The sequence below is a fragment of the Providencia sp. PROV003 genome (genome assembly GCF_045040775.1).
GTDB lineage: Bacteria > Pseudomonadota > Gammaproteobacteria > Enterobacterales > Enterobacteriaceae > Providencia > Providencia huashanensis.
Genome location: NZ_CP096369.1, coordinates 1517365 through 1543618, shown reverse-complemented (window position 1 = coordinate 1543618; position 26254 = coordinate 1517365). Strand labels below are relative to the sequence as shown.

The following is a 26254-nucleotide window of genomic DNA, read 5'->3' as shown; positions in this document are numbered from 1 at the left end:
TGTTCTCGTATGTCGAATTTTACAGGCTGTTCGCTTAGGCTTTTAAATCAAAGACCACTAAGTTTACGATCGCGCTCCCATTGCGCAGGGGTGTACGCTTTAATTGATAAAGCATGAATGCGGTTATCCGCAATATACTCCATCAAAGGCGCATAAATTGCTTGCTGTTGCTTAACACGGCTCATGCCGTCAAACATGTCACCGACGGCAATAACCTGAAAGTGGCTGCCATCACCAGTAACAATAGCCTCATCCAGAGACAGCTTATCCATCAATACTTGCTTAATTTCGTTGGTATCCATAATGACTCAATTTTATTAATTATTTGTGATTTATAATATTACCCTAACTCACCATGTTTCGTTGCCTATATCAAAACATCGTAATCGGAGCAGTCAAGGCAAGACCCTATCCTAAAGGATTAAGCTTAACACTTAAACCAAAGAAAACGCCTCTCGAGCTGAAAAGCACATAGAGGCGCTTATTTTTACATAACTTGACTTAGTTTAGGACATTTAACCTAACTCGCAATCACCGTTTGAACCCCATATAGTTCAATCAATGTTTTCAAGTTCTCACTAATACCAGTAATACTCAGCGAGCGGTTCTTAGCTTGGAACTCGCCTTTTAAACGAACTAGCATCGCAAGACCTGCAGAGTCAACATGTGTTAAACCGGATACATTGATATTACCTATGCTTTCTAGTAATACCGTCTTTTTATCCCAAAACACCATTAAAGAATCGCGGTCTAACGTCCCCGTTAGATGCAATGTCATTTCTGTTTGTTCCCATGCTAACGGGTGGCTCATATTACTTTTTCTCTTCTAAAGTAATCGGGGCTTTTGCGCTAGCTTCTAACTGTTTTGTTAGACCATCAACGCCTTGCTTACGTAAAATATCACCCCATTCGTTTTGTTTGGTGGTGATCATGCTCACACCTTCTGCAATCATGTCGTACGCTTGCCAGTAACCTGTTTTACTATTTTTACGCCATTGGAAATCTAGACGTACAGGTGGGCGACCATTGGTGTCAACGATTGTTACACGGATAGCAACAATGTTTTTATCCCCGATAGGTTGCTCTGGTGCAATCTGATAAGTTTGCCCATGATACATCGCTAATGCCTGGCCATAAACCTGTTCTAGATAAGCTTCGAATGCTTTGAAGTAAGCTTCACGCTGCGCTGGGGTTGCACCTTTATAGTAGGTGCCTAACACTAAAGCGCCCGCATATTTAATTTGAACATAAGGCAAAAGCTCTTCACGAACAATCGTTCTTAAATACTCAGGATCTTGCTTAATTTTCGGCTGTTCTGCTTTTAATCGATTAAAAGTTTTCGCTGCCGCTTCATCCATTAATTTATAAGGGTTGGTTTGGTCTACCGCCATAGCAAATGGAGCAATAACAAGCATGGCAACCATCATTAAACGTTTAAACATAATTAATTCCTTTACTATTCAAAGAGAGCTTCAAATTACTCTGTCGCTGGCTCTGTACCTTGACTATCACCACTCTTATACAAGAACTGTCCGATGAGATCCTCTAGCACCATGGCAGGCTTAGTGTCTTCTAGACGCCCGCCATTTTTCAATATTGCAATACCTAACTCTTCATCATCTGGGCCAATATTCATTGCGATATATTGCTCCCCTAGTAACCCAGAAGTACGAATTGAAAGTGAGCTAGAGTCAGGAATATTGTCGTACTCGCTCAATAAATCAATTTTAACTTCGGGAATATAGTTTTTTTTGTCTAAAGTGATACTGGCAACTCGACCAATAACCACCCCACCGACTTTAATTGGTGAGCCTTCTTTTAAACCTCCAATGTTTTCAAAAGAGGCAGAAATTTGGTAGGTAGATTGGCTCCCAATCGACTTCAAATCAGCAACTTTTAAACACAAAAAAATGATTGCGGCTATCGCCAGCAACATAAAACAACCCACCCATATTTCACTTTTTTTACTTTGCATGACTTAGTTCCCAAACATCAGTGCGGTAAGTACGAAATCCAGTCCTAAAACAGACAATGATGCATGCACAACGGTTCGTGTTGTTGCTTGACTTATCCCTTCAGAAGTGGGGATTGCATCATAGCCATTAAATAGCGCTATCCAAGTTACTGTTAAAGCAAAAACTAAGCTTTTAATCACACAGTTAACCAAATCTAGCCGCCAATCAATTGAGGATTGCATTGACGCCCAGAAAAAACCTTCATCGATACCCTTCCAATCAACACCAACCAATGCGCCGCCTAAGATACCGACAGCAACAAAAATCAGTGATAACAATGGCATACTAATAAAACCAGCCCAAAAACGCGGAGCAATGACTCGCCTTAAAGGGTCAACTGCCATCATTTCAAGGCTAGAGATTTGTTCAGTTGCTTTCATTAGACCAATTTCGGCCGTTAATGCTGACCCTGCCCGCCCAGCAAATAATAGAGCTGTCACAACAGGACCAAGTTCACGTAATAGGGAAAGCGCCACCATCATCCCTAAGCTTGCCTCTGCACTAAATGTTGTCAGGACAAGGTAACCTTGTAACCCAAGAACCATTCCAATAAACAAACCTGAAACAGCAACTATCAGTAAAGACTGTACGCCAATGGCATACAATTGTTTCATCAATAATGGCCACTGTTTACGAAACTCTGGTTTGCCAAGTAAAGCACGAAACAGCATATAACCAGCTCGACCAAACGCAGAAAAAATATCAATCCATCGGCGTCCGAAGGCTGCGATCGCCTTTATTATCATCTTATTTTACCCTAATAAATCAGCCAGATAATCATTGGCGGGAAAACGGAATGGTACCGGACCATCGGCAATACCATCAAGGAATTGCCGCACACGGGGATCTCGATTTTCACGTAATTCATCCCCTGAGCCATGTGCAATAACATGCTGCTGCGCAACAATATATGCTTTATCAGCGATGCTCAACACTTCTGGAACATCATGGGATACAACGACACATGTTACCCCAAGTGCTTGATTAAGCTCATCGATCAGTTTGACTAAAACCCCCATTGTTATCGGGTCTTGCCCCACAAAAGGTTCATCAAACATAATTAAATCAGGATCAAGAGCAATTGCCCGAGCTAAAGCCGCACGTCGCGCCATACCACCAGATAACTCAGACGGCATTAGCTTTGCTGCGCCACGTAACCCGACGGCTTCTAATTTCATCATTACCGTAGTATGAATCAAAGATTCCGATAAATTAGTATGTTCACGCAGTGGAAAAGCGACGTTATTAAATACGTCCATATCCGTAAATAAAGCACCTGACTGGAATAACATGCTCATTTTTTTACGTGATTGGTACAGCTTTGAACGTGACAAACTAGGAATGTTGTCACCATCAAACCAAATTTCACCTTCATTTGGTCTTAATTGACCACCAATCAAGCGCAGCAGTGTGGTTTTACCGATCCCTGATGGCCCCATAATCGCCGTAATTTTCCCACGAGGAACTGTTAGGTTAATATTTTCAAATATTTTCCGACTTCCTCGAGTAAAGGACATGTTCCGAACTTCAATTAAGTTGTCTGTCTGTGCTTGCATTGTTAAATAACTCGTTATACATCGTGCTTGAATATTTTTTATCCGTTCAGATGTTACCGAAAGATAAACTGAAAATCGTCAAATATCACAACCAAATAGAATTTATAGTATTATAGCGTCGAAAATGTGACTTTTAGTGTTACAACTGTATATTTATATAAATGAAACAGGCTATAAACAATAGTATTTACTTATAATCAGTAAAAATTATCAGTAAAAACAGCCGACAGCTCTTAGAATTCCGTAATTTATTGTACTTAAGAATACGCGAATTTACCCATGTTTTTTTGGTCCAAGATGCTATGGGATCTCACTTTACATACCAATTAAACATCGTCTCGCAATGAAATAACAATTAGACGCAAAACTATCCTTAAAGATAGCTTAACAGACAAAATACTTACTGATACTAAGTATTCGTTATACAATTTAATTCCGCTTATCCGATTAACTTAAAAGCTACGCATGGAACTAGAAATGTCAAACTTCGATTTTCAGAAAGTAGGTAAAGAAGTTCTCCATATCGAACACGAAGGTATAAAAAACCTTGAGCAATACATCAATACAGACTTTGACCGCGCTTGCCAGCTTATTTTTGGCTGTGAAGGGAAAGTCGTCGTTATGGGGATGGGAAAATCGGGGCATATTGGCCGTAAAATTGCCGCTACACTCGCAAGTACAGGGACACCTTCGTTTTTTGTTCACCCCGGAGAGGCCAGCCATGGTGACCTCGGGATGATTACCCATAAAGATGTCGTGTTAGCTATTTCCAACTCCGGTGAATCAGGGGAGATTTTAGCTTTACTTCCTGTTTTAAAAAGAATTAAGGTTCCCTTAATCTGTATGACCAACAACCCTGATAGTAATATGGGGAAATATGCTGATGTCCATTTGTGTATAAAAGTGCCACAAGAAGCGTGCCCTCTAGGACTTGCACCAACCACGAGTACGACTGCAACACTGGTCATGGGTGATGCACTCGCGATAGCCTTGTTAACCGCTCGAGGTTTTACAGCTAATGACTTTGCACTTTCTCACCCAGGCGGCGCACTAGGGCGCAAACTTTTACTCTTAGTTCGTGATTTAATGAATACGGGTGATGATATCCCCCATATTCCTAAAAGCGCGTCTTTGCGTGAGGCTTTAGTCGAAATTACACGCAAAAAACTTGGAATGACCGTTATTTGTGATGACAACATGAATATTGAAGGCATTTTCACTGATGGGGATTTACGCCGTATATTTGATATGGGTATTGACTTAAATAATGCTAAAATTGCCGACTTGATGACCCCTGGAGGTATCCGCGTTTCTCCAAATCTGTTGGCTGTTGAAGCCCTTAATTTAATGCAATCTAAACATGTTACATCTTTATTAGTTGCCGATGGTAATCAATTAGTGGGTGTGCTACATATGCATGATTTGCTTCAAGCGGGTGTTGTATAACATAAGGAAATACAATGAATTCGGGAAATATAGAAACCTGCTATGGCCCTGTTGCCAACGCCATACTCACAAAAGCAGCAAAAGTGAAATTACTGATCTGCGATGTGGATGGTGTAATGTCTGATGGTTTGATTTATATGGGAAATAATGGCGAAGAGCTTAAAGCTTTTAATGTTCGTGATGGCTATGGTATCCGCTGCCTATTAACATCAAATATTGAAGTTGCCATTATCACAGGTAGAAAAGCCAAACTCCTTGAAGATAGAGCACAAACACTAGGCATTACATATCTTTACCAAGGGCAAAGCGATAAGCTTTTGGCGTATCAGCAACTGTTAGATACACTACAACTATCAGATGAACAAATAGCTTATATTGGGGACGATCTGATCGACTGGCCAGTTATGGCAAAAGTAGGCTTATCTGTCGCCGTAGCGGATGCACATCCGTTGTTACTGCCAAAAGCTGATTACATCACCCGACTTGGTGGTGGCAAAGGTGCAGTCCGCGAACTTTGTGACCTTATTCTTCTTTCTCAAGGTAAATTAGAAGAAGCGAAAGGTTTATCAATATAACGAATAGATTAAATTCATGAGCAATGCGAAGAAGTGGTTAATCATTATTTTATCCTTGATTGCATTAGGGCTTATTGGCTGGAACTTAGCCGGTAATGATGCTATTAACCCAGAGGATAAAGTAATTAATGATGGGCAACCTAATTATCAAACTGATGATTCGGTGACTTTTGTCTATAATCCAGCGGGAAATTTAGCTTATAAGCTCGTATCAGATAAAATAGATAACTACACTGAAGGGAAAATCACTTGGTTTTCAAAACCTGTTTTAACCACTTATAACGAGGCTGGTCAGCCTACATGGACGGTCAAAGCCTTCAAAGCCAGATTAACAAACGATAGAATTCTCTATCTATATAGTGATGTTCAGGTCGATAGCTTAACTAAAGAGTCACAGATACAACGAATTACAACTGAAAGTGCAGTTGTCAATTTGACAACACAAGACGTTTCATCTGACGATAAAGTGACCATTATTGGACACGGTCTAAATTCAACGGGCTTGAAAATGAAGGGGAACCTTCGTACAAGAACGGCAGAATTAATCGAAGATGTAAAAACTCATTATGTGTTACAACCAGAAGAGCATTAAAATGAATCAAGTAACTAAGAAGCGTTTTATTCAAGGGGCTGTTGCCAGTGCAATGTTAGCTCTTAGCCTACCTGCGGTAGCACTGAAAAGCGATACACAGCAGCCAATGACGATTAATTCGGTCAAACAATCTCTTGATTTAGAAAAAAACGTCACCACCTTTACAGATGACGTGATCATTAAACAAGGCTCAATTGATATTCGAGCCAATAAAGTGGTTGTGACTCGTCCAAGCAGTGACTCTGATAAAATAATTGTTGAAGCATTTGGTAGCCCAGTCACGTTTTATCAATTACAAGATGATGGTAAACCAATTAAAGGGCATGCAAGTAAGGCACGCTATGAGGTTGATAAGCAGCTCGTTACACTAACGGGTAATGCATACCTCGAGCAGTTAGATAGCAATATCCAAGGTGATAAAATCACCTATTTGGTGCCGACGCAACAAATGGAAGCATTTAGTGATAAGGGCAAACGCGTAACAACCGTGTTACTCCCAGCACAATTGCAAGAAAAAGGCCCAGCGGCGAAAAATTCATCAGCAACTACGAGTAAGAGTAAATAATCGTTATGGCGACACTAACCGCGGAAAATCTGGCAAAAGCCTATAAAAAACGCAAGGTTGTTGAAGATGTAAGCCTTGAAGTTAAATCAGGCGAAATTGTTGGCTTACTAGGGCCAAATGGTGCTGGTAAAACAACAACCTTTTATATGGTGGTCGGCATTGTTCAGCGGGATGCAGGCAAAATTTTGATTGATGGCGAAGACATCAGCCTCCTACCGCTACATGAACGTGCGCGTCGCGGTATTGGCTACCTTCCTCAGGAAGCCTCTATTTTCCGTCGCCTAAGCGTTTATGATAACCTGATGGCTGTATTAGAGATCCGCGAAGATTTGAATTCACAGCAACGCAAACAGCGTGCTGAAGAACTGATGGAAGAATTCAGTATCACCCATCTTCGTGACAGCCTAGGGCAGTCTCTATCAGGAGGTGAGCGCCGTCGTGTAGAAATAGCGCGTGCACTGGCAGCGAACCCCAAATTTATTTTATTAGATGAGCCCTTCGCTGGGGTTGACCCAATTTCAGTGCTCGATATCAAAAAGATTATTCAGCACTTAAGGGATTATGGCCTTGGCGTTCTAATTACAGACCATAACGTACGCGAAACATTAGATGTCTGCGAAAGAGCTTACATTGTGAGCCAAGGGCACCTGATTGCTCATGGTACGCCAACCATGATCTTAGAAAATGAACAAGTGAAACGGGTATACTTAGGTGAAGGTTTCCGGTTATAAATTACGTGTCAGCTTTCTTTTTCAAGGAGAATAAAACACTTTCATGAAGCAAAGTTTGCAGCTTAGAGTTAGTCAACAACTTGCAATGACACCCCAATTGCAGCAGGCTATTCGCCTGTTGCAACTGTCTACACTTGAGCTGCAACAAGAAATCCAACTAGCGTTAGAAACTAACCCGCTTCTTGAACAAGAAGAATTAAATTCTGAAACCGAATCTATTGAATCTCTGAGTGATAATACTGACAGCAGTGAACTTGATACCAAAGACGCACTTGAAAACCAAGACATGCCTAATGAGCTTCCTTTGGATGCTGATTGGGATGAAATCTACACAGCGGGTACGCCTTCAGGCACCACTAATGATTACAGTTATGATGAATTACCCGTTTATCAAGGTGAAACCACACAGACTTTACAAGATTACCTAATATGGCAGTCTGAGCTGACGCCCTTTACTGATACAGACCGTGCGATAGCCACCTCAATTATTGATTCAATTGATGATTCAGGTTATCTCACCACTACAATTTCTGATATACATGAAGGAATTGCTAACCCTGAAATTAGCTTAGAAGAAGTTGTCGCTGTTTTAAAACGAATTCAACATTTCGACCCATTAGGCGTCGCCGCTCAAGATTTAAAAGAATGTTTACTGATTCAGCTTTCGTTATACCCCAAAGAAACCAACGGGCTACAAGAAGCCAAACTAATTATTAGCAACCACATTGATTTGCTTGCAAATCGTGACTTTAGGCAACTCAGTAAATTAACGCGTCTAAAAGAAGATGCGTTAAAAACCGCCATCGATTTGATCTTAACGCTTAACCCTAAACCAGGCCAATCCATTAATACTGGGGAATCAGAATACGTAATTCCTGATGTTTTAGTGAAAAAAATAGCAGGACACTGGCAAGTTGAGCTAAATACAGATAGCATCCCTAAACTGAGTATTAATAATCATTATGCTTCTATGGCTAATAATTCAGCGAATGAGGGTGACACACAATATATTCGTAGCCATCTTCAAGAAGCAAAATGGTTAATAAAAAGCCTAGAAAGCCGTCATGAAACACTATTAAAAGTGGCGACTTGTATTGTGGAACAGCAACAAGAATTCTTTGAGCTGGGTGAAGAGTATATGAAACCAATGATATTGGCTGATATTGCCTATCAGGTCGATATGCACGAATCAACCATCTCTCGAGTGACAACTCAAAAGTTTCTCCATAGCCCGCGAGGCATTTTTGAGTTGAAATATTTTTTCTCCAGCCATGTCAGTACGGATACAGGTGGCGAAGCCTCCTCAACCGCAATTCGAGCGTTGGTGAAAAAATTGGTTGCTGCAGAAAACCCTGCAAAACCATTGAGTGACAGTAAATTGACGAGTATGCTGGCCGAACAAGGCATTCAAGTGGCTCGCAGAACTGTCGCTAAGTATCGTGAATCGTTATCTATTCCGCCCTCAAACCAGCGTAAACAACTGGTTTAATTGATAAAATAAGGAAGGTTGTATGGAATTTCAGATTACTGGACACAATATTGAAGTTACTCCAGCATTGCGCGAAACTGTTGAGAAAAAACTCAAAAAATTAGAGCAATTGTTTGATCGTATTAATAGTATCCAAGTTGTCTTGAAAGTTGAAAAGGTTCAGCAAATTGCTGAAGCAACCGTGCAAGTCAATGGAGCGGATCTCCATGCATCAGCGGAAGAAAACGACATGTACGCAGCTATCGACTTACTTGTCGATAAACTGTCGCGCCAATTAACTAAGCACAAAGAAAAACTGAGACAACACTAATACATTTATCCGGCTAGCAACTGAGCCGATGAATGTTTCGAACCAGATGGTGGCATACACCATCTGGTTTTGTAGTCCTAAGTGAACAATAAAATGAATAGTGATATAGAAATCCAGTTAAGCGTTGTTTTATCATCAGCCTGTACACGTAATAATGTTGTGTGCACGAGTAAAAAAAGAGCCTTAGAAATTATTAGTGAGCTGGCTGCCGTTGAATTGGAATTACCTGAAAATACGGTATTTGAAGCATTATTAACCAGAGAAAAAGTAGGTACGACAGGTATTGGCGGTGGAATTGCCATTCCTCATGGAAAGCTAAGCGAAGGTGATAGCGCACGCGCTGTCGGTGTATTTTTACACTTAGAGGAACCAATTGCTTTTGATGCAATTGATAATCAGCCTGTAGACCTGCTTTTCGCGTTACTGGTGCCATCTGACCAATGTAAAACGCACCTACATACATTGTCACTTATCGCTAAAAAACTAGCAGATAAAACATTGTGCAAGCGCTTACGCAGCGCACAAAGCGATGATGAGCTATACAGTATAATTATAGAGTAAATGATAAATTATGTTTCTTGTCATAGCTAAATGATATTATTATGATTTCTAATGTAGAAATGGCAAGATACCGCTTATCAAGAAACACATCATTAGGAAACAAAAGGGAGTAAGCTCATGGTGCTGATGATTGTCAGCGGCCGTTCCGGTTCGGGAAAATCCGTTGCCTTACGTGCGCTGGAAGATATGGGTTTCTATTGTGTGGATAACCTACCGGTTGTATTACTACCGGAGCTAGCTAATTCATTGGCTGATCGTAATATTTCAGCAGCAGTGAGCATTGACGTGCGTAATATGCCCGACAATCCAGAAATCTTCGAAGAGGCTATTGATAAACTACCATCAAGCTTCTCTCCTCAGCTATTGTTTCTGGATGCCGATCGCAACACCCTTATTCGCCGTTACAGTGATACTCGCAGGTTGCATCCTCTTTCGAGTAAAAACCTTTCTCTTGAAAGCGCGATAGATGAAGAAAATGAATTGCTAGAGCCACTGCGCTCTCGTGCAGACTTAGTTATTGATACCTCTGAGATGTCAGTTCATGAGTTAGCTGAGATGCTAAGAACACGTTTAATGGGCAAACGTGAGCGTGAGCTAACCATGGTGTTTGAGTCTTTTGGCTTCAAGCACGGTATTCCTATCGATGCTGACTATGTGTTTGACGTGCGCTTTTTACCAAACCCACACTGGGACCCCAAATTGCGCCCAATGACAGGTCTTGACCGCCCTGTTGCCGCATTTTTAGATAGGCATACTGAAGTGCATAACTTTATTTATCAGACTCGTAGCTACTTGGAGTTATGGTTACCTATGCTCGAAACCAATAACCGCAGTTATTTGACCGTGGCGATTGGCTGTACGGGCGGTAAGCACCGTTCTGTTTATGTTGCAGAGCAACTTGCCGATTATTTCCGTTCCCGTGGCAAAAATGTACAATCTCGCCACAGAACACTGGAAAAACGTAAATAAATGGCAGTAAAAGCCACTATTACACTAAAAAATCGGCTCGGTATGCATGCAAGGCCGGCTATGTTACTCTATGATTTAGTTAAACAATTTAACTCAAAGGTTATTTTGCGTAATAATAGCCAAATTGAGGCTGAGGCCGATAGCGTTATTGCGATGTTGATGTTAGACTCGGAACAAGGTAGTAAGATTGATATTGAGGTTAGCGGCCCCGATGAAAATCAGGCTTTATCCGCAATTATTAACCTGTTCGAAAGCGGGTTTGATGAAATTTGAGAAACAATAGTCAAGCTAAGCTGTAACAATAAAATTTCAATCTGCGTATTTTTACAAAGGCAGGCTTAGAGATCGTGATCGCGATCTCTTCCCTTTAAAGCGTATAGCGCCTAATATTTTAAACAAATTTATTTACAGCGACACCCCCTACCTTTTGGGTGGGGGGTGTTTGCTTTGTACGTCTCTATTGGAGTGTGGTATGACAAAGCCAACAATTATTATCAATGATTTAGATGCTGAACGCTTGGATGCACTGATGGAACAGCCGGCTTATGCGGGCACACCTGTTGCAGAAGCACTCAATGATGAACTTGACCGTGCGGATATTCTTAGCCCACAAGAAATCCCAGCAGATGTCGTCACAATGAACAGTACCGTTCGCTTTTTAGATTTAATCAGTAATGAAGAGCATACGCGTACACTCGTTTACCCGGCTTCCTTAAAAGATAGCGCTGAACAATTATCAGTAATGGCGCCTATCGGTGCTGCACTGTTAGGTTTACATGTTAATGATGAAATCAGCTGGGAATTACCTAACGGCGTGCAAACCCGAGTTCGAGTACTAGAAATCGTTTATCAGCCAGAAGCAGCCGGTGAATTTCATCGTTAATGTTTATGGCAATAGAATTAAGGGGAGTTTAGCGGAACACACTGTTGGCTAAAGCCTCTGACCTATTCAAGCACTCATCTGAGTGCTTTTTTTGTACTGACTACTTTGCAGAGCAAGTTACACTTGTAACCCCCCTTTCCTACTTTAACCACTAAACCTATATAGCTAAACAGTGATAAAAATAGGCGCTGAGAATAGCGACTGCAATATGACACGCTGATGCTATTCAAATAATAAATTTAAAATCAACTAATTAACAGAATTCTTTATACTAAAATAAAACGCCTAATAAAATATATTAGGCGTTTTATTGTCAAACCGTTAGTAATAAGAGGCGTGTTACTCCCCAGCAATGCTCATTTCGGGGATCAAGACTGAACCACACTGAATATTGCTACGAGTTTCGATATCATCCGCAATAGTCACCATATTTGCCCACATATCTTTTAGATTACCGGCGATAGTGATCTCGCTTACAGGATATTGGATTTCCCCATTTTCTACCCAAAAACCTGAAGCACCACGCGAATAATCACCGGTAATGCCGCTCACACCTTGCCCCATTAACTCGGTCACGATTAAGCCTGTCCCCATTTGCCTGAGTAGCCCATCAAAAGAAAGACCTTGCCCTGCTATGCGCCAGTTATGAATTCCCCCCGCATGCCCGGTACTTTGTAAGCCCAGTTTTCTTGCTGAATAGCTAGTCAGTAACCAAGTTTGCAGAACGCCATCTTCCACAATATTGCGCTCAACGGTGCGTACCCCTTCACTATCAAATGGCGAAGAGGCTAACCCACCAATTAAATGCGGCTGCTCATTAATGGTTAACCAACTAGGCAGAATCTGCTTTCCTAGGCTGTCTAACAAAAATGACGACTTACGATAAATGCTACTGCCACTAATCGCCCCAACGAGGTGACCAAATAACCCTGTGGCGACTTCTGCAGCAAAAATCACGGGAGCCTTCATTGTTGGTAATTTTCTTGGTGATAAACGTGACAATGTGCGACGGGCGCATTCTTGACCTACCCATTCAGGGGATTGCAGTGCATCTATGCTACGGCCAATCGTATAAGCGTAATCCCGTTCCATCTGACCATTTTGTTCCGCAATTACACAGCTAGACATCGAATAACGGCTCGAACAATAGCTTTGCAGCATACCATGGGAATTACCAAATACACGGACACCGTAGTGACCATTAAAACTTCCACCTTCGGTATTTACAATGCGCGAGTCTGCATTTAGCGCTGACATTTCTGCCACAGAGGCTAAGCGAATAGCTTCTTCAGGTGAAAATTCAGTAGCTTGAAATAGCTTGAGATCAGGTGCATCAAAGGCCAATAATGACTTTTCAGCAGGCCCCGCACATAAATCTTCCGAGGTAAAACTTGCGATATCAATTGCTGCCTGTACGGTACGCTCAATCGCTTCAGGGCTTAAATCGGTTGAAGACGCGCTCCCTTTGCATTGTTGATGATAAACGGTGATCCCTAATGCGCCATCACTGTTAAATTCAACATTTTCAACTTCACCTTGACGAGTGCTTACACTGATCCCTGTACTTTTATTCACTGCCACTTCAGCAGCATCGCAACGTGTTTGTGCAAATTCTAATGCGCGTGCGACCGCTTCTTCGAGTTTTTTACGTTGTTCAGTGACTTGTTCAGTTATACTCATGCAATTAATCCAATAATGTGGGGAAAAGTGATTTTCTACCCTAACAAGCAAATGCTAGGTAGTCATAAAGGGGTTTTCCCAGTTACAATAGATAATAGTCAAATGTTAACACTCACAACGCAGTAAATCATGCTAATTACTCGTAATTACATTACTGTGTTTGGTAAAAAGGAAAATTGATATGGCCAAACAGCCTGATGACTGGCTGGATGATATCCCAGCGCCGCAAGACGAAGAAGAAGAGGAAATCATTTGGGTCAGTAAAAGCGAAATCAAACGCGATGCTGAGATCCTCAAAAAACTGGGTGCTGAGCTAGTCGATTTAAGTAAAAGCGAATTAGAGCGCATCCCATTAGATACTCAACTCCTTGAAGCAATTGAGCTTGCTCAAAAAATTAAGCGTGAGGGACGCCGCCGTCAATTACAACTTATTGGCAAATTACTGCGTTCACGAGAAGTTGAGCCGATTACCGAGGCGCTAGATAAACTTAAAAATCGTCATAACCAGCAGATCGTGATCTTACATAAAATAGAAGATCTACGCACCCGCTTGTTAGAAGGCGGTGATGAAGTGATTGAAGATGTTGTTGCGCTTTTCCCGAGTACTGATAGGCAACAACTGCGTGCATTAGTCCGTAATGCTAAAAAAGAACGCGAAACCAATAAACCACCAAAAGCGTTTCGCCAAATATTTCAATATTTGAAAGAGCAATCTGAAATTTCTTAACCCCTTTTCCCCTAGCCTACCTTATAGCTAGGGGAAATTAAGCAATAGTCTGAAAGTCCCTTCCTTGCTATTGATAGCGTGCCGAATGCCACGTATTATCCCCCTGTTAGTCATACTCTGACCCGTATTATCGCGGCTGCTGAACCACGATAAATAATGAGGAAGATATGGATAATACCCGAGATAGAGCATGGCGCAGAGCCAAAGCTCGCATCAATAAATCACGTGATCAACTTAACGCACGCTTAGTTGACTGTTATACCCCAGAAAAAAACTGGAAACAAATGTACGGTCGAAGTGAAAAAATGGTCCGTGCAGCTCAACTAGGCATGGCTTACCCGCAAGTTAGTCGTAGCCAACTTGTACGTAACAGCCTTGAAGAGATACAAAATAACCAGTGAATATTCTATTCATTTGCAGTAAAAATCAATGGCGTAGTCCAACCGCTGAACAGATCTGGCGCAACCATGAGAGTTGGGTCACCCGTTCAGCGGGAACAAGCCGTAATGCACGGTGCCCTGTAAATGCGGATTTGATCCGCTGGGCAGATGTGATTTTTGTCATGGAACAAAAACATAAAAACCGCTTACAAGCTGATTTTTCACGCTTACTTGAATACAAGCCACTTCATATTCTTGATATCCCTGACAATTATCAATATATGGACCCTGAATTGGTTCAAATATTACAAGACACTGTTCCGAGCTATCTTTCTTAGTAGCGTAAACTTAGCCAATTATTTTTTTGCAAGTTTTGCACTATTTCAACAATATATTATGAATATAATCAATGAAATGGTTGATATTATGAAAAAATGGTTGTCCTCAATTTTTGGCCAAAAACAATCTGGTTACCCATGTGTATGGGATACAAATAAGCCGTCGATTTACCAACAATTACTCCCGTGGCAAGAGCAACTTTCTCCCTTACCTGAATCCCTCTCTGAGCTTCCTAATACACCAAGTGTGGATGATAACCAAGTTCGCTGGGCAAATGGGGCAGAAGATGGGGTATTAGGGCATCATGGCGGCTTCGGTAACAGTGAAACCGATATACATGAACTCTATTCGCTATTAAAGGCAGCCGTTGAAAAAGGGGATAAACCTTCTGTTAATCAATTTTATCAATATGTGGCTCAAAACACGCCAATTTCTTATATTGATGATTTAATTGAGCTTATCGTCAAGAAACAAGACTTGCCTGCCGCTAAATTAGCCGAATTTACCGACTGGCTGTTACACAATAGCCCCGATAAAAATACAGTGAAACTGGCGATTGCCTTTTGTGTATTTTTTCCTAGCCACGAGCGGCTAAACACGCTGTATACCCTTGCAGCACACGATGAATTTACCCTTTATGCTATCTTTCCCATTCACACCATCATTGAGTCACCTGAAGAATATGAAGTAATGTGGATAAAAATGGCTAAGCGAGTTGAAGGTTGGGGACGAGTGCAGCTTATTGAACGCCTGCCCGAACAGTTAAGTGAAGAAACGCGGCAGTGGATACTCACTGACGGTTATATGAATCAGGTAATGATTGAATACACAGCTTGGCAATGTGCGACTTACTGTCATCTTGCAGATGAACTTGAGACATTGAGCAATATAACATTGCTAACCGCGGCGACTCATATCATCCAAGCTCTACTCGATGGTGGTCCAGCCCGTGATATCCATGATTATGAAGATGCACCACGCTGCTGCTTAAATTATTTACAGCAAGTCAAAAAGCATGATTATTCATTAGAATACTATTTTACTGTTCAAGGAATTCTTGAGTTCTTCCAAAAACATAATAACCAATATGACAACAGTTCTGACATTATTTCATTAGCACAATTAATTTTAGATAATCCATATTGGGATACCTTAATCAATCATGGTCTAAACAGTCATGACAGTTCACTATTTCGCCAAGCCACTTATGTTGCAAAGTCACGCAAACAAGACGTTTTTCCATACCTCTATGAAAAACAATATACTCAACCAGAAAACAATCTATGGTATGAGTTAATGCAAACTGATGATATTGAAAAAGTTAAGCAAGTAGCTGCACTCGCTGAAGAGCAGTTTGCTTTAGATGAAATTGCTACAGGCCCTCGTGATGACTTAGGAATTGGGTCCAACTACCTGCCACACGGTCAACTGGATTTTATTCTACAAGAACTGCATCGCTTTCCAGGTATTGGCTTCCCACTCATTCAGTGCGCTTTGCAAAGCCCCGTTGTACGTAACCGTAATATGGCGTTAAAGGCTTTATTCAGTTGGAAAAGAGAAACATGGCCGGAAGGTTTAGAGGCATTTTTAGCTAATTGCTACGAGGTTGAACCAAATCAGGAAACTAAACAACGATTTGATTCATTGCTAAAAGGCTTGCCATTTGATGACACCTAATTAGGTTAGCAAAGCAAGCACAACACCGTCTGCTTTGCTTTCCCTTTAGCTGAAATGGCGTTTGATTGTCTCTAATAGCGTTGGAAACTTTGTATAACCTTCCCTATCAAGGAAATGGCCTGCATTTTGCTCAAAAATCACCTGCGTTTTTAACAGTTCCGCCAGCGCTTTTGATGACTGAGGTGACACTATTTCATCATTGGTTGATATGATTGAAACACGTTTATCAGCCACGCCAATCAATGAAGCGTAATTGAGCGGGCTGGTAGTATGACTGCGCAGTTCAGGAAGCGTCTGCTGCTCTTCATCAAAACCCGACACTAAAATATAGCCGGCAACAGCTTGGTTTTGGCTATCAATAAATTGTAATGCCGTCACACAACCAAGGCTATGACCAATAAAGATAGTATTCTCATCAATATCAAAAGGTAAGCTTTGCAATTTTTGCTGCCATTTTAGCGGATCAGGTGATAATGGCTCAGGCATAGCAGGAACATGAACAAAAGCGCCCAAATTTTCAAGTTCAGATTTTAGCCACGGAAACCAATTCTTTTTAGGTGAAGCAGTATAACCATGCACAATAACAAATTTTTTGTTTTGCAGTGGTAATGGTGTTGATGTGAAATCACTCATTCTAAAATCCCTATCAACTCAGTTATCTTACTTAAACTTTACCATGAGTAATGGGTAGATCAGTTAGAGCTTTTTGTTATATCTAAAGCAAAAATAAACTCTTCTTCCCACATATCTTGCGCATCATTCATAACGTCAATAATGTCTGAAAATTGAATACGCTGTTCAGATGTCATATGTGAAAATGTAATCGTTACAGGTAATTCAATACCTGCGGAAACCATGTCCCATAAGGCATCAAGGTTATATCCAAACCAATCTGGTAACGAAAATTGCTGGGCAAACTGATGATAAAAATCGTCAAATGTATTAATGTGCCTAAAGTCAAAACTGACATTTTTACTCATCATTCGCCCCTTGTCTTATTTTACTTGTTTAAAGCTTTTATAATGATCTTGGGTGATAAAAATCATCCCATCTGACGAGTATAACAAACGGTCAGCCCCTCTATGCCCACAACGGTAATTAATATCGGCTTCAAACCACTGGCGTTCTTGTGCAATAGGTAACCTTTTCTCACGATTAGAAAAACGATCTCCCCCGATTGCCCTGCCGGGTAGAACCTCGCAGAGATTACCTTTTTTCGCATTCCACCCTGCTTCACGAGCCTGTTTCTTCGTCATATAAAAGGCTGGAAGCTTTTGGTATTTTTCCATAAAACTGACTACATTATCTTGCGCAGTGAGTTTATCGATGGTTTGCGGAGCTTCCTTTGGCGTTATCGCTTCACGAGAAGGCGGGTTATTTTGAGTCGCCGGTGGTTCCGGTGCCGTTTTGTCCCCGCCATTAAAATAGAGGCTAATCACAATCAAAATAGCCATTAACACTACGGATAAAAGACGTTTATTCATAACACCTCTGTTATTTTGTGCTTTGCAAAGACACAATCGCCCCAGTCACAATAGCGTCACTAGGGCGAACAAAGCCTATTTTATATTATAGTCCTGAAAAATTACGCGGTACCACCAACGGTAAGTTTATCCAGTTTTAATGTGGGTTGACCGACACCAACAGGGACACTTTGCCCTTCTTTACCGCAAACCCCGACACCTTTATCAAGGGCTAAGTCATTACCGACCATTGAGATTTGTTGCATAGCCTCAACACCAGAGCCAATTAATGTCGCCCCTTTCACTGGAGAAGTAATTTTCCCATTTTCAATCAGATAAGCTTCTGATGTAGAAAATACAAATTTACCCGAGGTAATATCCACCTGACCACCACCAAAGTTCGGTGCATAGATACCTTTGTCAACACTCGCAATAATTTCTTCAGGTGTTGAAGACCCCGCTAACATATAGGTGTTAGTCATTCGAGGCATTGGTAAGTGCGCATAAGACTCACGACGTGCATTGCCCGTTGGAGAGACTCCCATCAGGCGTGCATTCAGTTTATCTTGAATATAATTACGCAAAATACCATTTTCTATTAGAACGTTATACTGACCCGGTACACCTTCGTCATCGATTGCAAGAGAGCCACGACGACCAACAAGAGTGCCATCATCTACAACAGTACACAGTGACGACGCCACCTGCTCACCAATTTGGCCAGAAAAAACAGAGGTACCACGGCGATTAAAGTCACCTTCTAAGCCATGCCCTACCGCTTCGTGCAGTAAGACACCCGGCCAGCCAGCGCCAAGAACAACAGGCATCATACCCGCTGGTGCGGCAACCGCAGATAAATTCACCAAGGCCATACGCACAGCTTCGCGTGCATATTGCTCAGCAACAACTTGCCCTTGATGGATCTCCAAGAAGTACTCATAGCCATAACGGCCACCACCACCACTTGCGCCACGCTCACGTTTACCATCATGCTCAACAAGTACACTGACCGATAAACGAACTAGCGGGCGAATATCTGCTGCCAGTGTACCGTCTGTTGCAGCCACCAGCACTTGCTCATAAACCCCCGTTAAACTTGCATTGACTTCAATTACACGAGGATCTTCTGCACGAGCGACCTGATCTACACGGTGCAACAAATCAATTTTTTGCTCTCGAGATAGGCTCTGTAGCGGGTCGGTCACTGAATACAGTTTTTTATACTCAACACCCGTTAAAATTTGTGATTTGCCAGAGCCCTGTTCATTGACAATGCTGCGTGCCGCTTTCGCACTTTGTGCCAGCGCTTGCAGTGAAATTTGGTCAGCGTAAGCAAAACCTGTTTTTTCACCACTCACTGCTCTGACTCCAACACCTTGGTCAATATTGTAAGAGCCATCTTTAATGATCCTATCTTCAAGAACCCACGACTCATGGAAACTTGACTGGAAGAAGAGATCTGCGTAATCCAGATGGCGTTCAGATAACATCCCTAAGATGTCATACAGATTTTCTTGTTCAAGGCGATTGGCGGCCAGCAAATGTTCGCTGACAGAAACTAAACTCATATTCGTTACTCTTTGGTTTCTTTTTTAATTAATGATGTCAGTTGCGGCCTAAAGCGGTTATGTTTTACCACTCTGATTTGCTCACGCATGACACCTAAGCTGTCCGTTTTTATATTCAAGACGGTAGATGCGACCGCATCCACATTCTTTTTGATAACTTTACCCCAACCATCGACTGCGAGGCTATGCCCCCATGTGCGACGTGTACCATGAACCCCAACTTGGGCTGGCGCTAGAATGTAGCACTGGTTTTCAATCGCACGAGCACGTAACAAAGGTTCCCAATGCGCCTGACCGGTATAACGAGTAAATGCCGCTGGAACTGAAATAATTTCAGCGCCTTGCTCACGTAACGCTTGGAACAAACCTGGGAAACGCAAATCATAACAAATCGTCATGCCAAGGCGACCCACCGGGGTATCAACAACCGTAATATGTTCGCCACGTTGATAAATTACGGATTCGTTATAATTACCTTGCTCATCTTCAATGTTCACATCAAACATATGAATTTTATCGTAGCGTGCTTTAATATTTCCTTCGGAATCAAATAATAAACTGCTGCTGGTAATACGCTCAGGGTCTTCACGGCTAATCAATGGCATAGACCCAACTAAAATCCAAACATTATAACGCTTAGCCATTGCAATGACGGCATCTTGAAGCGGGCCTTTCCCCTGAACTTCAGCTTGTTTACGGTAAGCCGCTGCATCTGCAAATAATAATGCATTCTCAGGTGTCAGTACTAACTTAACAGTGTCAGGTAACTGTTTGATTTGTTGCTCTATTTGTGCCAAATTGTGTTTAGTATTATTTCCGCTACATAACTGCAAAAGTGCAACATTACCATTTTTCATTACTCTTGAGTCTCCTTCAGTTGGCGTAATACTTCATCAATTTTTGGCTCGTCCAAGCTACCTGTCACGCGATAACGAATAACAGAAACTTTACTCCATAATGGACCGAGCACTTTTGTCGCTGCGAAAACAGCAGCGCCTGCAAAAGGGTTTAACACAAATGCGGTTGCTACACCTACTGTAGCAGAAATTTCAGGAGTGATGACCGCTTCTAAGTTAATTTGCCGTTTAACGAGGTTGATTTCCCCACTCAGCGCAATATCTGCGACCAACCCATCAACATAAGTATTTTTGGATGCCATCACACCATTATGAATAGTGGCATCACCTTTAATAGAGTCAAAATTAAAGTCATCACTGAACGTATCGCGAAAATCGAGTTGTAACTTACGCAATAACGCATCAAAACTCACTAGACGTAGAATTTGCCCAGCTCGACCTCCGCCCATTTGTGCTATTGCACCTTTACCTAATTTCGCTGACAACTTACCATTTAAGGTAGCAATATCCGGTGACCATGGAAGGTTCGCCCAGTCTAAATCGAATTGTATGGTATAAGGTGATTCAATAATGGGCACTAATATCCCGAAATAGGCTGCTGTTTCATCAAATGCGGCCCCCGTCAGAGAACCCGCGATTTCTGTTTTATTACCGTTCTGACTGTGCCAAATTGCATCTAATTTTAACTGTGTCGCACTATTATTTAATGTACCACCCGTTAAGCGTAGTGAGTGCCCCATAGGCTGAATATTGGCGCTGATTTCCCCCAATTTCTGCCCTGCAACCCAGCACTCTTTACAATTAAAGTGCAATTGTGGCCATTGGCTAAAATCAAACTGAGCAGGCCCCGCTAAGCTATCTTGATTACCTGCAAGTGAACTTGGGTTGTAATACAAATAATCAATAGCGACCTGCCATGGTTGATTAGCAAAAATTTGTAGTGACCCTTTTAAATTTTCGCTATCAATGTTGACTTGCTGCTCTGCACGCTGCAAATCATAGGTAAAATTGACATTTTTCCAATCTTGCCCGCCAAGGTTAATTGTTGGAATATGAATATCAAGTGATTCAGGTAAACGGATACTCATATCCCCTTGGCCGCGATTAGATGACATTAATAGCCCTGCAAGGCTCTGCCAATTCTCATCGGTCATAGGCGGTAAATCCACCGCAAAAACTGACTGTTTTGGTAGCTCTGGGAGCTTATTTTGCCATGGTGCAACATGCGCTTTTAATAACTTTAATGGCTCATCACCCAAACTCCACAGCGTGTTAAAACCAAGACGCTTGCCAATATCACCACCTACCGTCAATTGCTCTGTTGTTCCTTTAGCTTGTACATTTATTTCCCCAAGCTCAGCCAGTAATTGGTTATTCAATGCAGGTAACTGGCTTTTGAGTTGTTTTAAGCCCGCGGTGACATCAATTTGTAAACCGACCTGTTGTTTCGCCGACTCGGGTATTGTGATAGCAACATGGCTTTTCCAATCACTATTACCAGAAACCCGTTGTTTTATTTCCTCAGGTAGCATTGATAACTTATTCAGTGCCCAATTCCCCGCAATATCAACGTTTACCTGATAATCTTTAGCCCCGTCTGATGTGTTAAAATCTACGGAAATAGGTTGACCAAACCACTGCCCCTGGAGTTTCTCACCTCGTAAGTCACCATTATCAAAGACGAAACTTCCTGTGAGAGAAGAAATTGTGCTATCAATCGGCTGAATGAATAAATCATTTTTATTAAGGTTAACGCTTCCTGTTGCTACAACATCTTTCCCGGCCACCAGTGGGATAGATAGCCCCAACTGGCCATTCACCGTACCACCTATTTGTAACTCTTCTAGAGTGTCACCAATTGAGTGCTTCATCGGCGTATGGGTAAAATATTGTTGGATTTGTTTTCCAGTTCCACTGACATCAGCATTGATATACAGCATTTCTTTCGTGTAATCAGGGATATTGGCATCAAGGTTAGTTGCAGTCGCATCGGCGAGTTTGACGCTTGGCACATGCATGAATAACCCAGCACGCCTAAAGTCCAAATCGATATCTAAATCCAATAAGGCTGGCCATTCATGATCGTACTCAAACGTTGCATCACGTAACGGGACATAAACTTGGAATTGACCATCATTATTATCATAAGGGAAATTTGCTGGGTCACCTTTATACACTAAGGTTGCATTATCCACCTTTCCTGCAATAACCGCCTTTGTTAGGTAATCAGCAACATCTTGCCCCATCAGTTTTTGTGGAAAATAACGCCATGCGTCTCCCGCATCATCCAAACGTAAGCCAGCTAAAATAGCTAAATCTGCATAATTCCCTTTCTTCGCTTTGGCATAACGAAACTCCCCGTTTGCCCAAAGTGATTTGGCTTGTACATCTAAAGATGGGCTCCAGAGCTTAAACTCACTGTCATTATCCAACCAATAAAGCTGCCCATTAGCCGTTTTTATCTCAAAAGGAGCTTTAAATTCGTCACGATAATCCACCCGACTATCTTGTAAGCTGACTGAGGCTCCCCCACTTTGCATACTACCCGCTAAGACCCCCGAAAAATGATTAATCGAAGGAAGCGCTTTCCATTTTTTCCAGCTAACATCCTGCCAATCCATACTAATTTGCATGTGTTCTGGCATATTCTGTGTGAGATCAAGGGCAAACTCACTGACGACACCCGTTGGTTGGCGATGCTGCCAATCCTGTACCATCTCGGGCGTTAGAAATGAAAAAGTGGGTAATACTTCACTTAAGCGTTCTAATTCAATATTTTTTGCTCGTATACGCCAGTGGTCGTTATCCTGATATTTTTTTGAAGCGGGTAAATACAAAACAGAAACATTACCTTGCGGCCAAATATATTCATTGGTTTTCAACGTATCAAGTTCAGGGATATTAAATAGCCAGCCATTCCCCTGCCTTTTCATGCGTAGCAATAAATCATTCACTTGCAGGTTTTGCGATAAACTGCCGGTTCCCCAGTTAGCTTCCCCTTGACGCAATTGAACTAGCCCACTTTCAATTTGCTGGTTTTTCAAGCTAATCCATGAAGAGAGGCTAAAGTTAGCATCTCGTAATGACGTGTTTTCTCGTAGCCAGCGACTAAGCCAAGGTTGCATATCAATATTATCGGCTTGCAGGTAAAAAATACCGTCACTTAAGACACCGTTTTTATCCGATACGTCTAATTTAACTTGCAAATAACCATGTTGTTTATTGATTGTTTCGAGGCTGACAAAACCTTGAGCCCTATGACGTTCATTTTCATTTAGCCAAGAGAGTTCAGGTAAAATTAGGGTGGTTTTTTGCCCTGAGGGCGTGAGAAAAGTTAACTGACTTTCTTTTAAGATAAAGTGGTCGAATTGACGTAAAAACAATTCTTCAATGCTGTCTAATGACTCCCCCTCAGAGGAACCTTCGAAATTAAAAGGGACCTTATAATCGACATTGAGCTGATAGAAGGTTAAATCACGAAAGCGCCAACGCAACGATAATATTGAACTCCAAATATCTAATTCGACGTCAATCACGCTCGCGGTTATATCTGTGGTTTCATTTTGTAATTCCACATTAGATAACATGAAGGTTGGGCCAAAATACTGCCAAGCCCCTTCAATTTTGCCAATTTGCACTGTGACATCATTATTTTTTTCAATATAAGCAATGATATCTTGGCGGTAGCTATCAATATTCGGCAAGAGGAAACGCAAGCCTGCCAGCACTAGTGCGCACAGCAATAAGATAACCGCAGTGGTTACTAGTACTACACGTGGTAGTCGTTTCACTCATTTCTCCTTCAAACAATAATGCTACATCATGACAACATCAAAACGTTCCTGACTGTATAGCGGTTCAATCTGGACTTTAACCTGCTTACCAACAAAAATTTCAACTTCGGCAAGTGCGTGAGATTCGTCCCCTTTAAGTACATCCACAACCGCTTGAGATGCATAAACAAGGAACCTATCTGCATCGATAGTGCGATGAACTCGGACTATTTCCCGTAAAATTTCATAGCACACAGTTTCTACTGACTTAACTGTACCTCGACCTTGGCAAGTTGGGCAATCATCACACAAAACATGTTCAAGGCTCTCTCTTGTCCGTTTACGCGTCATTTCGACTAAACCAAGCTGAGAAAAGCCATTAATGGTCGTTTTAACTTTATCTTTAACCAGTGCTTGTTCTAATGATGCTAACACACGGCGGCGATGTTCTGGATCAACCATATCGATAAAATCGATAATAATTATACCACCAAGGTTTCGTAAACGAAGTTGCCTTGCTATTGCTTGAGTAGCTTCAATATTAGTATTGAAAATGGTTTCTTCTAGGTTACGATGCCCAACAAACGCCCCAGTATTAATATCAATGGTCGTCATCGCTTCAGTTTGATCGATAATTAAATAACCACCTGATTTTAACTCGACCTTTCTATCCATCGCGCGTTGGATTTCATTTTCGACATCAAACAAATCAAAAATGGGTTGATTTCCCTGATAGAGTTCCAATTTTGCCGTCATTTCAGGTACGTATTCTGCAATAAACTCTTGTAATTGAGTATAAGTCAAACGGGAATCAACGCGAATACGATCAAGATGAGCACCTGCAAAATCACGAATAATACGAAAAGCGAGAGCCAGTTCACCGTAGATTTTAGTCCGAGTAACATTACGTTTTTTACGCTCAATCACTTTAGCCCAAAGCCGTTTTAGGAAGGCGGCATCTTGTTTAACTTCTTCCTCGCCCACCCCTTCCGCTGCGGTACGGATAATAAAACCGCCATTTTCATCACAATATTGAGAAACGCACTGTTTTAGCCGTTCTCTTTCTTCTTCACTTTCAATGCGTTGTGAAACACCAACATGGGATGCCCCAGGCATAAAAACCAAATAGCGCGATGGCAATGTAATATCTGTCGTCAAACGAGCCCCCTTGGTTCCTAGAGGGTCCTTAACAACTTGGACAATCAAGTCCTGCCCTTGTTTTACTAATTCAGCAATGTCTCTGACATGAAAGTTTTTTTGCTCATCGCCAGCAATACATTCAGTGTGCGGCATAATATCAGAGGCATGCAAAAAGGCAGCTTTATCTAGACCAATATCAACAAAGGCCGCCTGCATACCGGGTAACACGCGGCTCACACGGCCTTTGTAAATATTCCCTACTAGCCCTCTTTTGGCTTCCCGTTCAACATGTATTTCTTGTAAGATCCCACCATCAATATAAGCAACACGCGTTTCAGATGGTGTAATATTTACTAATAGTTCCGCAGTCATGACTTCCCCTTACCATCACCTAACGCTAAAAATCGCTGAATGAGTTCATCTGTTTCAACCAGTGGTAAACCAACAACTCCATGGTAACTACCGTTAATTTTCCGTATAAAACGCCCACCAATTCCTTGTATTGCATATGCTCCCGCCTTATCCATAGGCTCGCCTGACTGTATATAATCCCGTATTTCAAGTAAAGATAACTCGCGAAAGGTCACATCTGTCACAATCAGTGACTGTATAGTCTGTTGGCGGTTAGATAATGCGATACCCGTCATTACTTGGTGTGTTTTCCCCGATAGCGCGCTTAGCATGGCTTCCGCATGTTTGTCATCTTGAGGTTTTTCCAATATTTCCCCATCAAGCACCACAATCGTATCTGCACCTAATACCGGACAATCTTCAGGGGCAATTGCAACACCAGCCAATGATTTATCGCGCGCAAGGCGTTGGACATAATCTTGAGGGGACTCACCCTGCTGCCACTGTTCTTCTACCTCTGGGCGTAAAATCTCAAAGGTATAGTTAAGTTGCTGAACTAGTTCACGCCTACGGGGTGAGCCAGATGCAAGATAAATTAAATTCATAA

The 26254-nt window shown here is 41.7% G+C and carries 30 protein-coding genes; 15 read left to right on the top strand and 15 right to left on the bottom strand.

Annotation, left to right across the window (positions count from 1 at the left end):
* Positions 1 to 47 precede the first annotated feature (47 nt).
* From ibaG to mlaF, 6 genes are all read right to left on the bottom strand, one after another.
* Positions 48 to 302 carry a BolA family iron metabolism protein IbaG gene (ibaG, locus tag M1F14_RS07120; RefSeq protein ID WP_042846210.1) on the bottom strand — a complete coding sequence of 85 codons (255 nt, stop codon included), beginning with the start codon at positions 300 to 302 and terminating at the stop codon, positions 48 to 50.
* Between the two features lie 218 nt (positions 303 to 520).
* Positions 521 to 811, bottom strand: a complete 291-nt coding sequence (gene mlaB / locus M1F14_RS07115) for a lipid asymmetry maintenance protein MlaB (RefSeq protein ID WP_042846211.1) — start codon at positions 809 to 811, stop codon at positions 521 to 523.
* 1 nt (position 812) lies between these two features.
* Positions 813 to 1442 carry a phospholipid-binding protein MlaC gene (gene mlaC / locus M1F14_RS07110; RefSeq protein WP_042846213.1) on the bottom strand — a complete coding sequence of 210 codons (630 nt, stop codon included), beginning with the start codon at positions 1440 to 1442 and terminating at the stop codon, positions 813 to 815.
* A gap of 35 nt (positions 1443 to 1477) precedes the next feature.
* A complete protein-coding gene (gene mlaD, locus M1F14_RS07105) occupies positions 1478 to 1975 on the bottom strand; it encodes an outer membrane lipid asymmetry maintenance protein MlaD (protein ID WP_042846214.1) in 498 nt (165 codons plus the stop codon).
* Between the two features lie 3 nt (positions 1976 to 1978).
* Positions 1979 to 2761: a lipid asymmetry maintenance ABC transporter permease subunit MlaE gene (gene mlaE, locus M1F14_RS07100; protein ID WP_042846216.1), complete on the bottom strand. Its 783-nt coding sequence runs from the start codon at positions 2759 to 2761 to the stop codon at positions 1979 to 1981.
* A gap of 6 nt (positions 2762 to 2767) precedes the next feature.
* Positions 2768 to 3571 carry a phospholipid ABC transporter ATP-binding protein MlaF gene (gene mlaF / locus M1F14_RS07095; protein WP_042846218.1) on the bottom strand — a complete coding sequence of 268 codons (804 nt, stop codon included), beginning with the start codon at positions 3569 to 3571 and terminating at the stop codon, positions 2768 to 2770.
* A 477-nt stretch (positions 3572 to 4048) separates the two neighbouring features.
* Between mlaF and kdsD the strand changes: the two genes are divergently transcribed.
* From kdsD to rnk, 11 genes are all read left to right on the top strand, one after another.
* Complete coding sequence (gene kdsD / locus M1F14_RS07090) at positions 4049 to 5017, top strand: arabinose-5-phosphate isomerase KdsD (protein ID WP_042846220.1); 969 nt, start codon at positions 4049 to 4051, stop codon at positions 5015 to 5017.
* 14 nt (positions 5018 to 5031) lie between these two features.
* Positions 5032 to 5592 carry a 3-deoxy-manno-octulosonate-8-phosphatase KdsC gene (kdsC, locus tag M1F14_RS07085; protein WP_048606186.1) on the top strand — a complete coding sequence of 187 codons (561 nt, stop codon included), beginning with the start codon at positions 5032 to 5034 and terminating at the stop codon, positions 5590 to 5592.
* 16 nt (positions 5593 to 5608) lie between these two features.
* Positions 5609 to 6184 (top strand): LPS export ABC transporter periplasmic protein LptC, encoded by a 576-nt coding sequence (gene lptC, locus M1F14_RS07080; RefSeq protein WP_042846223.1) that lies wholly within the window; start codon positions 5609 to 5611, stop codon positions 6182 to 6184.
* A gap of 1 nt (position 6185) precedes the next feature.
* Positions 6186 to 6749, top strand: a complete 564-nt coding sequence (lptA, locus tag M1F14_RS07075) for a lipopolysaccharide ABC transporter substrate-binding protein LptA (RefSeq protein ID WP_042846225.1) — start codon at positions 6186 to 6188, stop codon at positions 6747 to 6749.
* A 5-nt stretch (positions 6750 to 6754) separates the two neighbouring features.
* Positions 6755 to 7480: an LPS export ABC transporter ATP-binding protein gene (gene lptB, locus M1F14_RS07070; protein ID WP_042846227.1), complete on the top strand. Its 726-nt coding sequence runs from the start codon at positions 6755 to 6757 to the stop codon at positions 7478 to 7480.
* Between the two features lie 43 nt (positions 7481 to 7523).
* A complete protein-coding gene (gene rpoN, locus M1F14_RS07065) occupies positions 7524 to 8969 on the top strand; it encodes an RNA polymerase factor sigma-54 (RefSeq protein ID WP_042846229.1) in 1446 nt (481 codons plus the stop codon).
* A gap of 22 nt (positions 8970 to 8991) precedes the next feature.
* A complete protein-coding gene (gene hpf, locus M1F14_RS07060; protein WP_042846231.1) occupies positions 8992 to 9279 on the top strand; it encodes a ribosome hibernation promoting factor in 288 nt (95 codons plus the stop codon).
* Positions 9280 to 9372: 93 nt separating this feature from the next.
* Positions 9373 to 9840, top strand: coding sequence for a PTS IIA-like nitrogen regulatory protein PtsN (gene ptsN, locus M1F14_RS07055; protein ID WP_042846232.1), 468 nt, complete (start codon positions 9373 to 9375; stop codon positions 9838 to 9840).
* Between the two features lie 117 nt (positions 9841 to 9957).
* Positions 9958 to 10809 carry an RNase adapter RapZ gene (gene rapZ / locus M1F14_RS07050; RefSeq protein WP_042846233.1) on the top strand — a complete coding sequence of 284 codons (852 nt, stop codon included), beginning with the start codon at positions 9958 to 9960 and terminating at the stop codon, positions 10807 to 10809.
* On the top strand, positions 10810 to 11082 hold the full coding sequence (npr, locus tag M1F14_RS07045; protein WP_042846234.1) for a PTS phosphocarrier protein NPr: 273 nt from the start codon (positions 10810 to 10812) through the stop codon (positions 11080 to 11082).
* A 199-nt stretch (positions 11083 to 11281) separates the two neighbouring features.
* Complete coding sequence (gene rnk, locus M1F14_RS07040; RefSeq protein WP_042846235.1) at positions 11282 to 11692, top strand: nucleoside diphosphate kinase regulator; 411 nt, start codon at positions 11282 to 11284, stop codon at positions 11690 to 11692.
* Between the two features lie 339 nt (positions 11693 to 12031).
* On the opposite strand, the gene pmbA is transcribed toward rnk, so the two are convergent.
* Positions 12032 to 13372 carry a metalloprotease PmbA gene (gene pmbA / locus M1F14_RS07035; protein WP_181468756.1) on the bottom strand — a complete coding sequence of 447 codons (1341 nt, stop codon included), beginning with the start codon at positions 13370 to 13372 and terminating at the stop codon, positions 12032 to 12034.
* A 181-nt stretch (positions 13373 to 13553) separates the two neighbouring features.
* On the opposite strand from pmbA, the gene yjgA reads away from it, so the two are divergent.
* The 4 genes from yjgA (at position 13554) to M1F14_RS07015 (ending at position 16495) form a co-directional block, all read left to right on the top strand.
* Positions 13554 to 14099 (top strand): ribosome biogenesis factor YjgA, encoded by a 546-nt coding sequence (gene yjgA / locus M1F14_RS07030; protein ID WP_042846237.1) that lies wholly within the window; start codon positions 13554 to 13556, stop codon positions 14097 to 14099.
* 167 nt (positions 14100 to 14266) lie between these two features.
* Positions 14267 to 14500, top strand: coding sequence for a hypothetical protein (locus M1F14_RS07025; RefSeq protein WP_042846238.1), 234 nt, complete (start codon positions 14267 to 14269; stop codon positions 14498 to 14500).
* Positions 14497 to 14817: a low molecular weight protein tyrosine phosphatase family protein gene (locus M1F14_RS07020; protein ID WP_042846239.1), complete on the top strand. Its 321-nt coding sequence runs from the start codon at positions 14497 to 14499 to the stop codon at positions 14815 to 14817. The genes M1F14_RS07025 and M1F14_RS07020 overlap by 4 nt, the downstream gene beginning before the upstream one ends.
* A gap of 88 nt (positions 14818 to 14905) precedes the next feature.
* Positions 14906 to 16495: a hypothetical protein gene (locus tag M1F14_RS07015; RefSeq protein WP_232370499.1), complete on the top strand. Its 1590-nt coding sequence runs from the start codon at positions 14906 to 14908 to the stop codon at positions 16493 to 16495.
* A gap of 45 nt (positions 16496 to 16540) precedes the next feature.
* Here M1F14_RS07015 and M1F14_RS07010 read toward each other — a convergent pair whose 3' ends face one another.
* From M1F14_RS07010 to M1F14_RS06975, 8 genes are all read right to left on the bottom strand, one after another.
* A complete protein-coding gene (locus M1F14_RS07010; protein WP_173424814.1) occupies positions 16541 to 17128 on the bottom strand; it encodes an alpha/beta hydrolase in 588 nt (195 codons plus the stop codon).
* Between the two features lie 59 nt (positions 17129 to 17187).
* Positions 17188 to 17478: a barstar family protein gene (locus tag M1F14_RS07005; protein ID WP_370661198.1), complete on the bottom strand. Its 291-nt coding sequence runs from the start codon at positions 17476 to 17478 to the stop codon at positions 17188 to 17190.
* A 12-nt stretch (positions 17479 to 17490) separates the two neighbouring features.
* On the bottom strand, positions 17491 to 17979 hold the full coding sequence (locus M1F14_RS07000; protein WP_042846243.1) for a ribonuclease domain-containing protein: 489 nt from the start codon (positions 17977 to 17979) through the stop codon (positions 17491 to 17493).
* A gap of 101 nt (positions 17980 to 18080) precedes the next feature.
* On the bottom strand, positions 18081 to 19526 hold the full coding sequence (gene tldD, locus M1F14_RS06995) for a metalloprotease TldD (RefSeq protein WP_071548617.1): 1446 nt from the start codon (positions 19524 to 19526) through the stop codon (positions 18081 to 18083).
* Positions 19527 to 19531: 5 nt separating this feature from the next.
* Positions 19532 to 20383, bottom strand: a complete 852-nt coding sequence (nit1, locus tag M1F14_RS06990) for a deaminated glutathione amidase (protein WP_048606184.1) — start codon at positions 20381 to 20383, stop codon at positions 19532 to 19534.
* Positions 20383 to 24174, bottom strand: coding sequence for an AsmA2 domain-containing protein YhdP (yhdP, locus tag M1F14_RS06985; RefSeq protein WP_181468757.1), 3792 nt, complete (start codon positions 24172 to 24174; stop codon positions 20383 to 20385). Before yhdP ends, nit1 begins: the two co-directional genes overlap by 1 nt.
* A 24-nt stretch (positions 24175 to 24198) precedes the next feature.
* Positions 24199 to 25668, bottom strand: coding sequence for a ribonuclease G (rng, locus tag M1F14_RS06980; protein ID WP_042846247.1), 1470 nt, complete (start codon positions 25666 to 25668; stop codon positions 24199 to 24201).
* Positions 25665 to 26252, bottom strand: a complete 588-nt coding sequence (locus M1F14_RS06975; RefSeq protein ID WP_166685155.1) for a nucleoside triphosphate pyrophosphatase — start codon at positions 26250 to 26252, stop codon at positions 25665 to 25667. The genes rng and M1F14_RS06975 overlap by 4 nt, the downstream gene beginning before the upstream one ends.
* Positions 26253 to 26254 lie beyond the last annotated feature (2 nt).

Excerpts from the sequence above, each read along its gene's own strand:
- ibaG (WP_042846210.1), bottom strand. The coding sequence starts at position 302 with ATGGATACCAACGAAATTAAGCAAGTATTGATGGATAAGCTGTCTCTG.
- mlaB (WP_042846211.1), bottom strand. The coding sequence starts at position 811 with ATGAGCCACCCGTTAGCATGGGAACAAACAGAAATGACATTGCATCTA.
- mlaC (WP_042846213.1), bottom strand. The coding sequence starts at position 1,442 with ATGTTTAAACGTTTAATGATGGTTGCCATGCTTGTTATTGCTCCATTT.
- mlaD (WP_042846214.1), bottom strand. The coding sequence starts at position 1,975 with ATGCAAAGTAAAAAAAGTGAAATATGGGTGGGTTGTTTTATGTTGCTG.
- mlaE (WP_042846216.1), bottom strand. The coding sequence starts at position 2,761 with ATGATAATAAAGGCGATCGCAGCCTTCGGACGCCGATGGATTGATATT.
- mlaF (WP_042846218.1), bottom strand. The coding sequence starts at position 3,571 with ATGCAAGCACAGACAGACAACTTAATTGAAGTTCGGAACATGTCCTTT.
- kdsD (WP_042846220.1), top strand. The coding sequence starts at position 4,049 with ATGTCAAACTTCGATTTTCAGAAAGTAGGTAAAGAAGTTCTCCATATC.
- kdsC (WP_048606186.1), top strand. The coding sequence starts at position 5,032 with ATGAATTCGGGAAATATAGAAACCTGCTATGGCCCTGTTGCCAACGCC.
- lptC (WP_042846223.1), top strand. The coding sequence starts at position 5,609 with ATGAGCAATGCGAAGAAGTGGTTAATCATTATTTTATCCTTGATTGCA.
- lptA (WP_042846225.1), top strand. The coding sequence starts at position 6,186 with ATGAATCAAGTAACTAAGAAGCGTTTTATTCAAGGGGCTGTTGCCAGT.
- lptB (WP_042846227.1), top strand. The coding sequence starts at position 6,755 with ATGGCGACACTAACCGCGGAAAATCTGGCAAAAGCCTATAAAAAACGC.
- rpoN (WP_042846229.1), top strand. The coding sequence starts at position 7,524 with ATGAAGCAAAGTTTGCAGCTTAGAGTTAGTCAACAACTTGCAATGACA.
- hpf (WP_042846231.1), top strand. The coding sequence starts at position 8,992 with ATGGAATTTCAGATTACTGGACACAATATTGAAGTTACTCCAGCATTG.
- ptsN (WP_042846232.1), top strand. The coding sequence starts at position 9,373 with ATGAATAGTGATATAGAAATCCAGTTAAGCGTTGTTTTATCATCAGCC.
- rapZ (WP_042846233.1), top strand. The coding sequence starts at position 9,958 with ATGGTGCTGATGATTGTCAGCGGCCGTTCCGGTTCGGGAAAATCCGTT.
- npr (WP_042846234.1), top strand. The coding sequence starts at position 10,810 with ATGGCAGTAAAAGCCACTATTACACTAAAAAATCGGCTCGGTATGCAT.
- rnk (WP_042846235.1), top strand. The coding sequence starts at position 11,282 with ATGACAAAGCCAACAATTATTATCAATGATTTAGATGCTGAACGCTTG.
- pmbA (WP_181468756.1), bottom strand. The coding sequence starts at position 13,372 with ATGAGTATAACTGAACAAGTCACTGAACAACGTAAAAAACTCGAAGAA.
- yjgA (WP_042846237.1), top strand. The coding sequence starts at position 13,554 with ATGGCCAAACAGCCTGATGACTGGCTGGATGATATCCCAGCGCCGCAA.
- M1F14_RS07025 (WP_042846238.1), top strand. The coding sequence starts at position 14,267 with ATGGATAATACCCGAGATAGAGCATGGCGCAGAGCCAAAGCTCGCATC.
- M1F14_RS07015 (WP_232370499.1), top strand. The coding sequence starts at position 14,906 with ATGAAAAAATGGTTGTCCTCAATTTTTGGCCAAAAACAATCTGGTTAC.
- M1F14_RS07010 (WP_173424814.1), bottom strand. The coding sequence starts at position 17,128 with ATGAGTGATTTCACATCAACACCATTACCACTGCAAAACAAAAAATTT.
- M1F14_RS07005 (WP_370661198.1), bottom strand. The coding sequence starts at position 17,478 with ATGATGAGTAAAAATGTCAGTTTTGACTTTAGGCACATTAATACATTT.
- M1F14_RS07000 (WP_042846243.1), bottom strand. The coding sequence starts at position 17,979 with ATGAATAAACGTCTTTTATCCGTAGTGTTAATGGCTATTTTGATTGTG.
- tldD (WP_071548617.1), bottom strand. The coding sequence starts at position 19,526 with ATGAGTTTAGTTTCTGTCAGCGAACATTTGCTGGCCGCCAATCGCCTT.
- nit1 (WP_048606184.1), bottom strand. The coding sequence starts at position 20,383 with ATGAAAAATGGTAATGTTGCACTTTTGCAGTTATGTAGCGGAAATAAT.
- rng (WP_042846247.1), bottom strand. The coding sequence starts at position 25,668 with ATGACTGCGGAACTATTAGTAAATATTACACCATCTGAAACGCGTGTT.
- M1F14_RS06975 (WP_166685155.1), bottom strand. The coding sequence starts at position 26,252 with ATGAATTTAATTTATCTTGCATCTGGCTCACCCCGTAGGCGTGAACTA.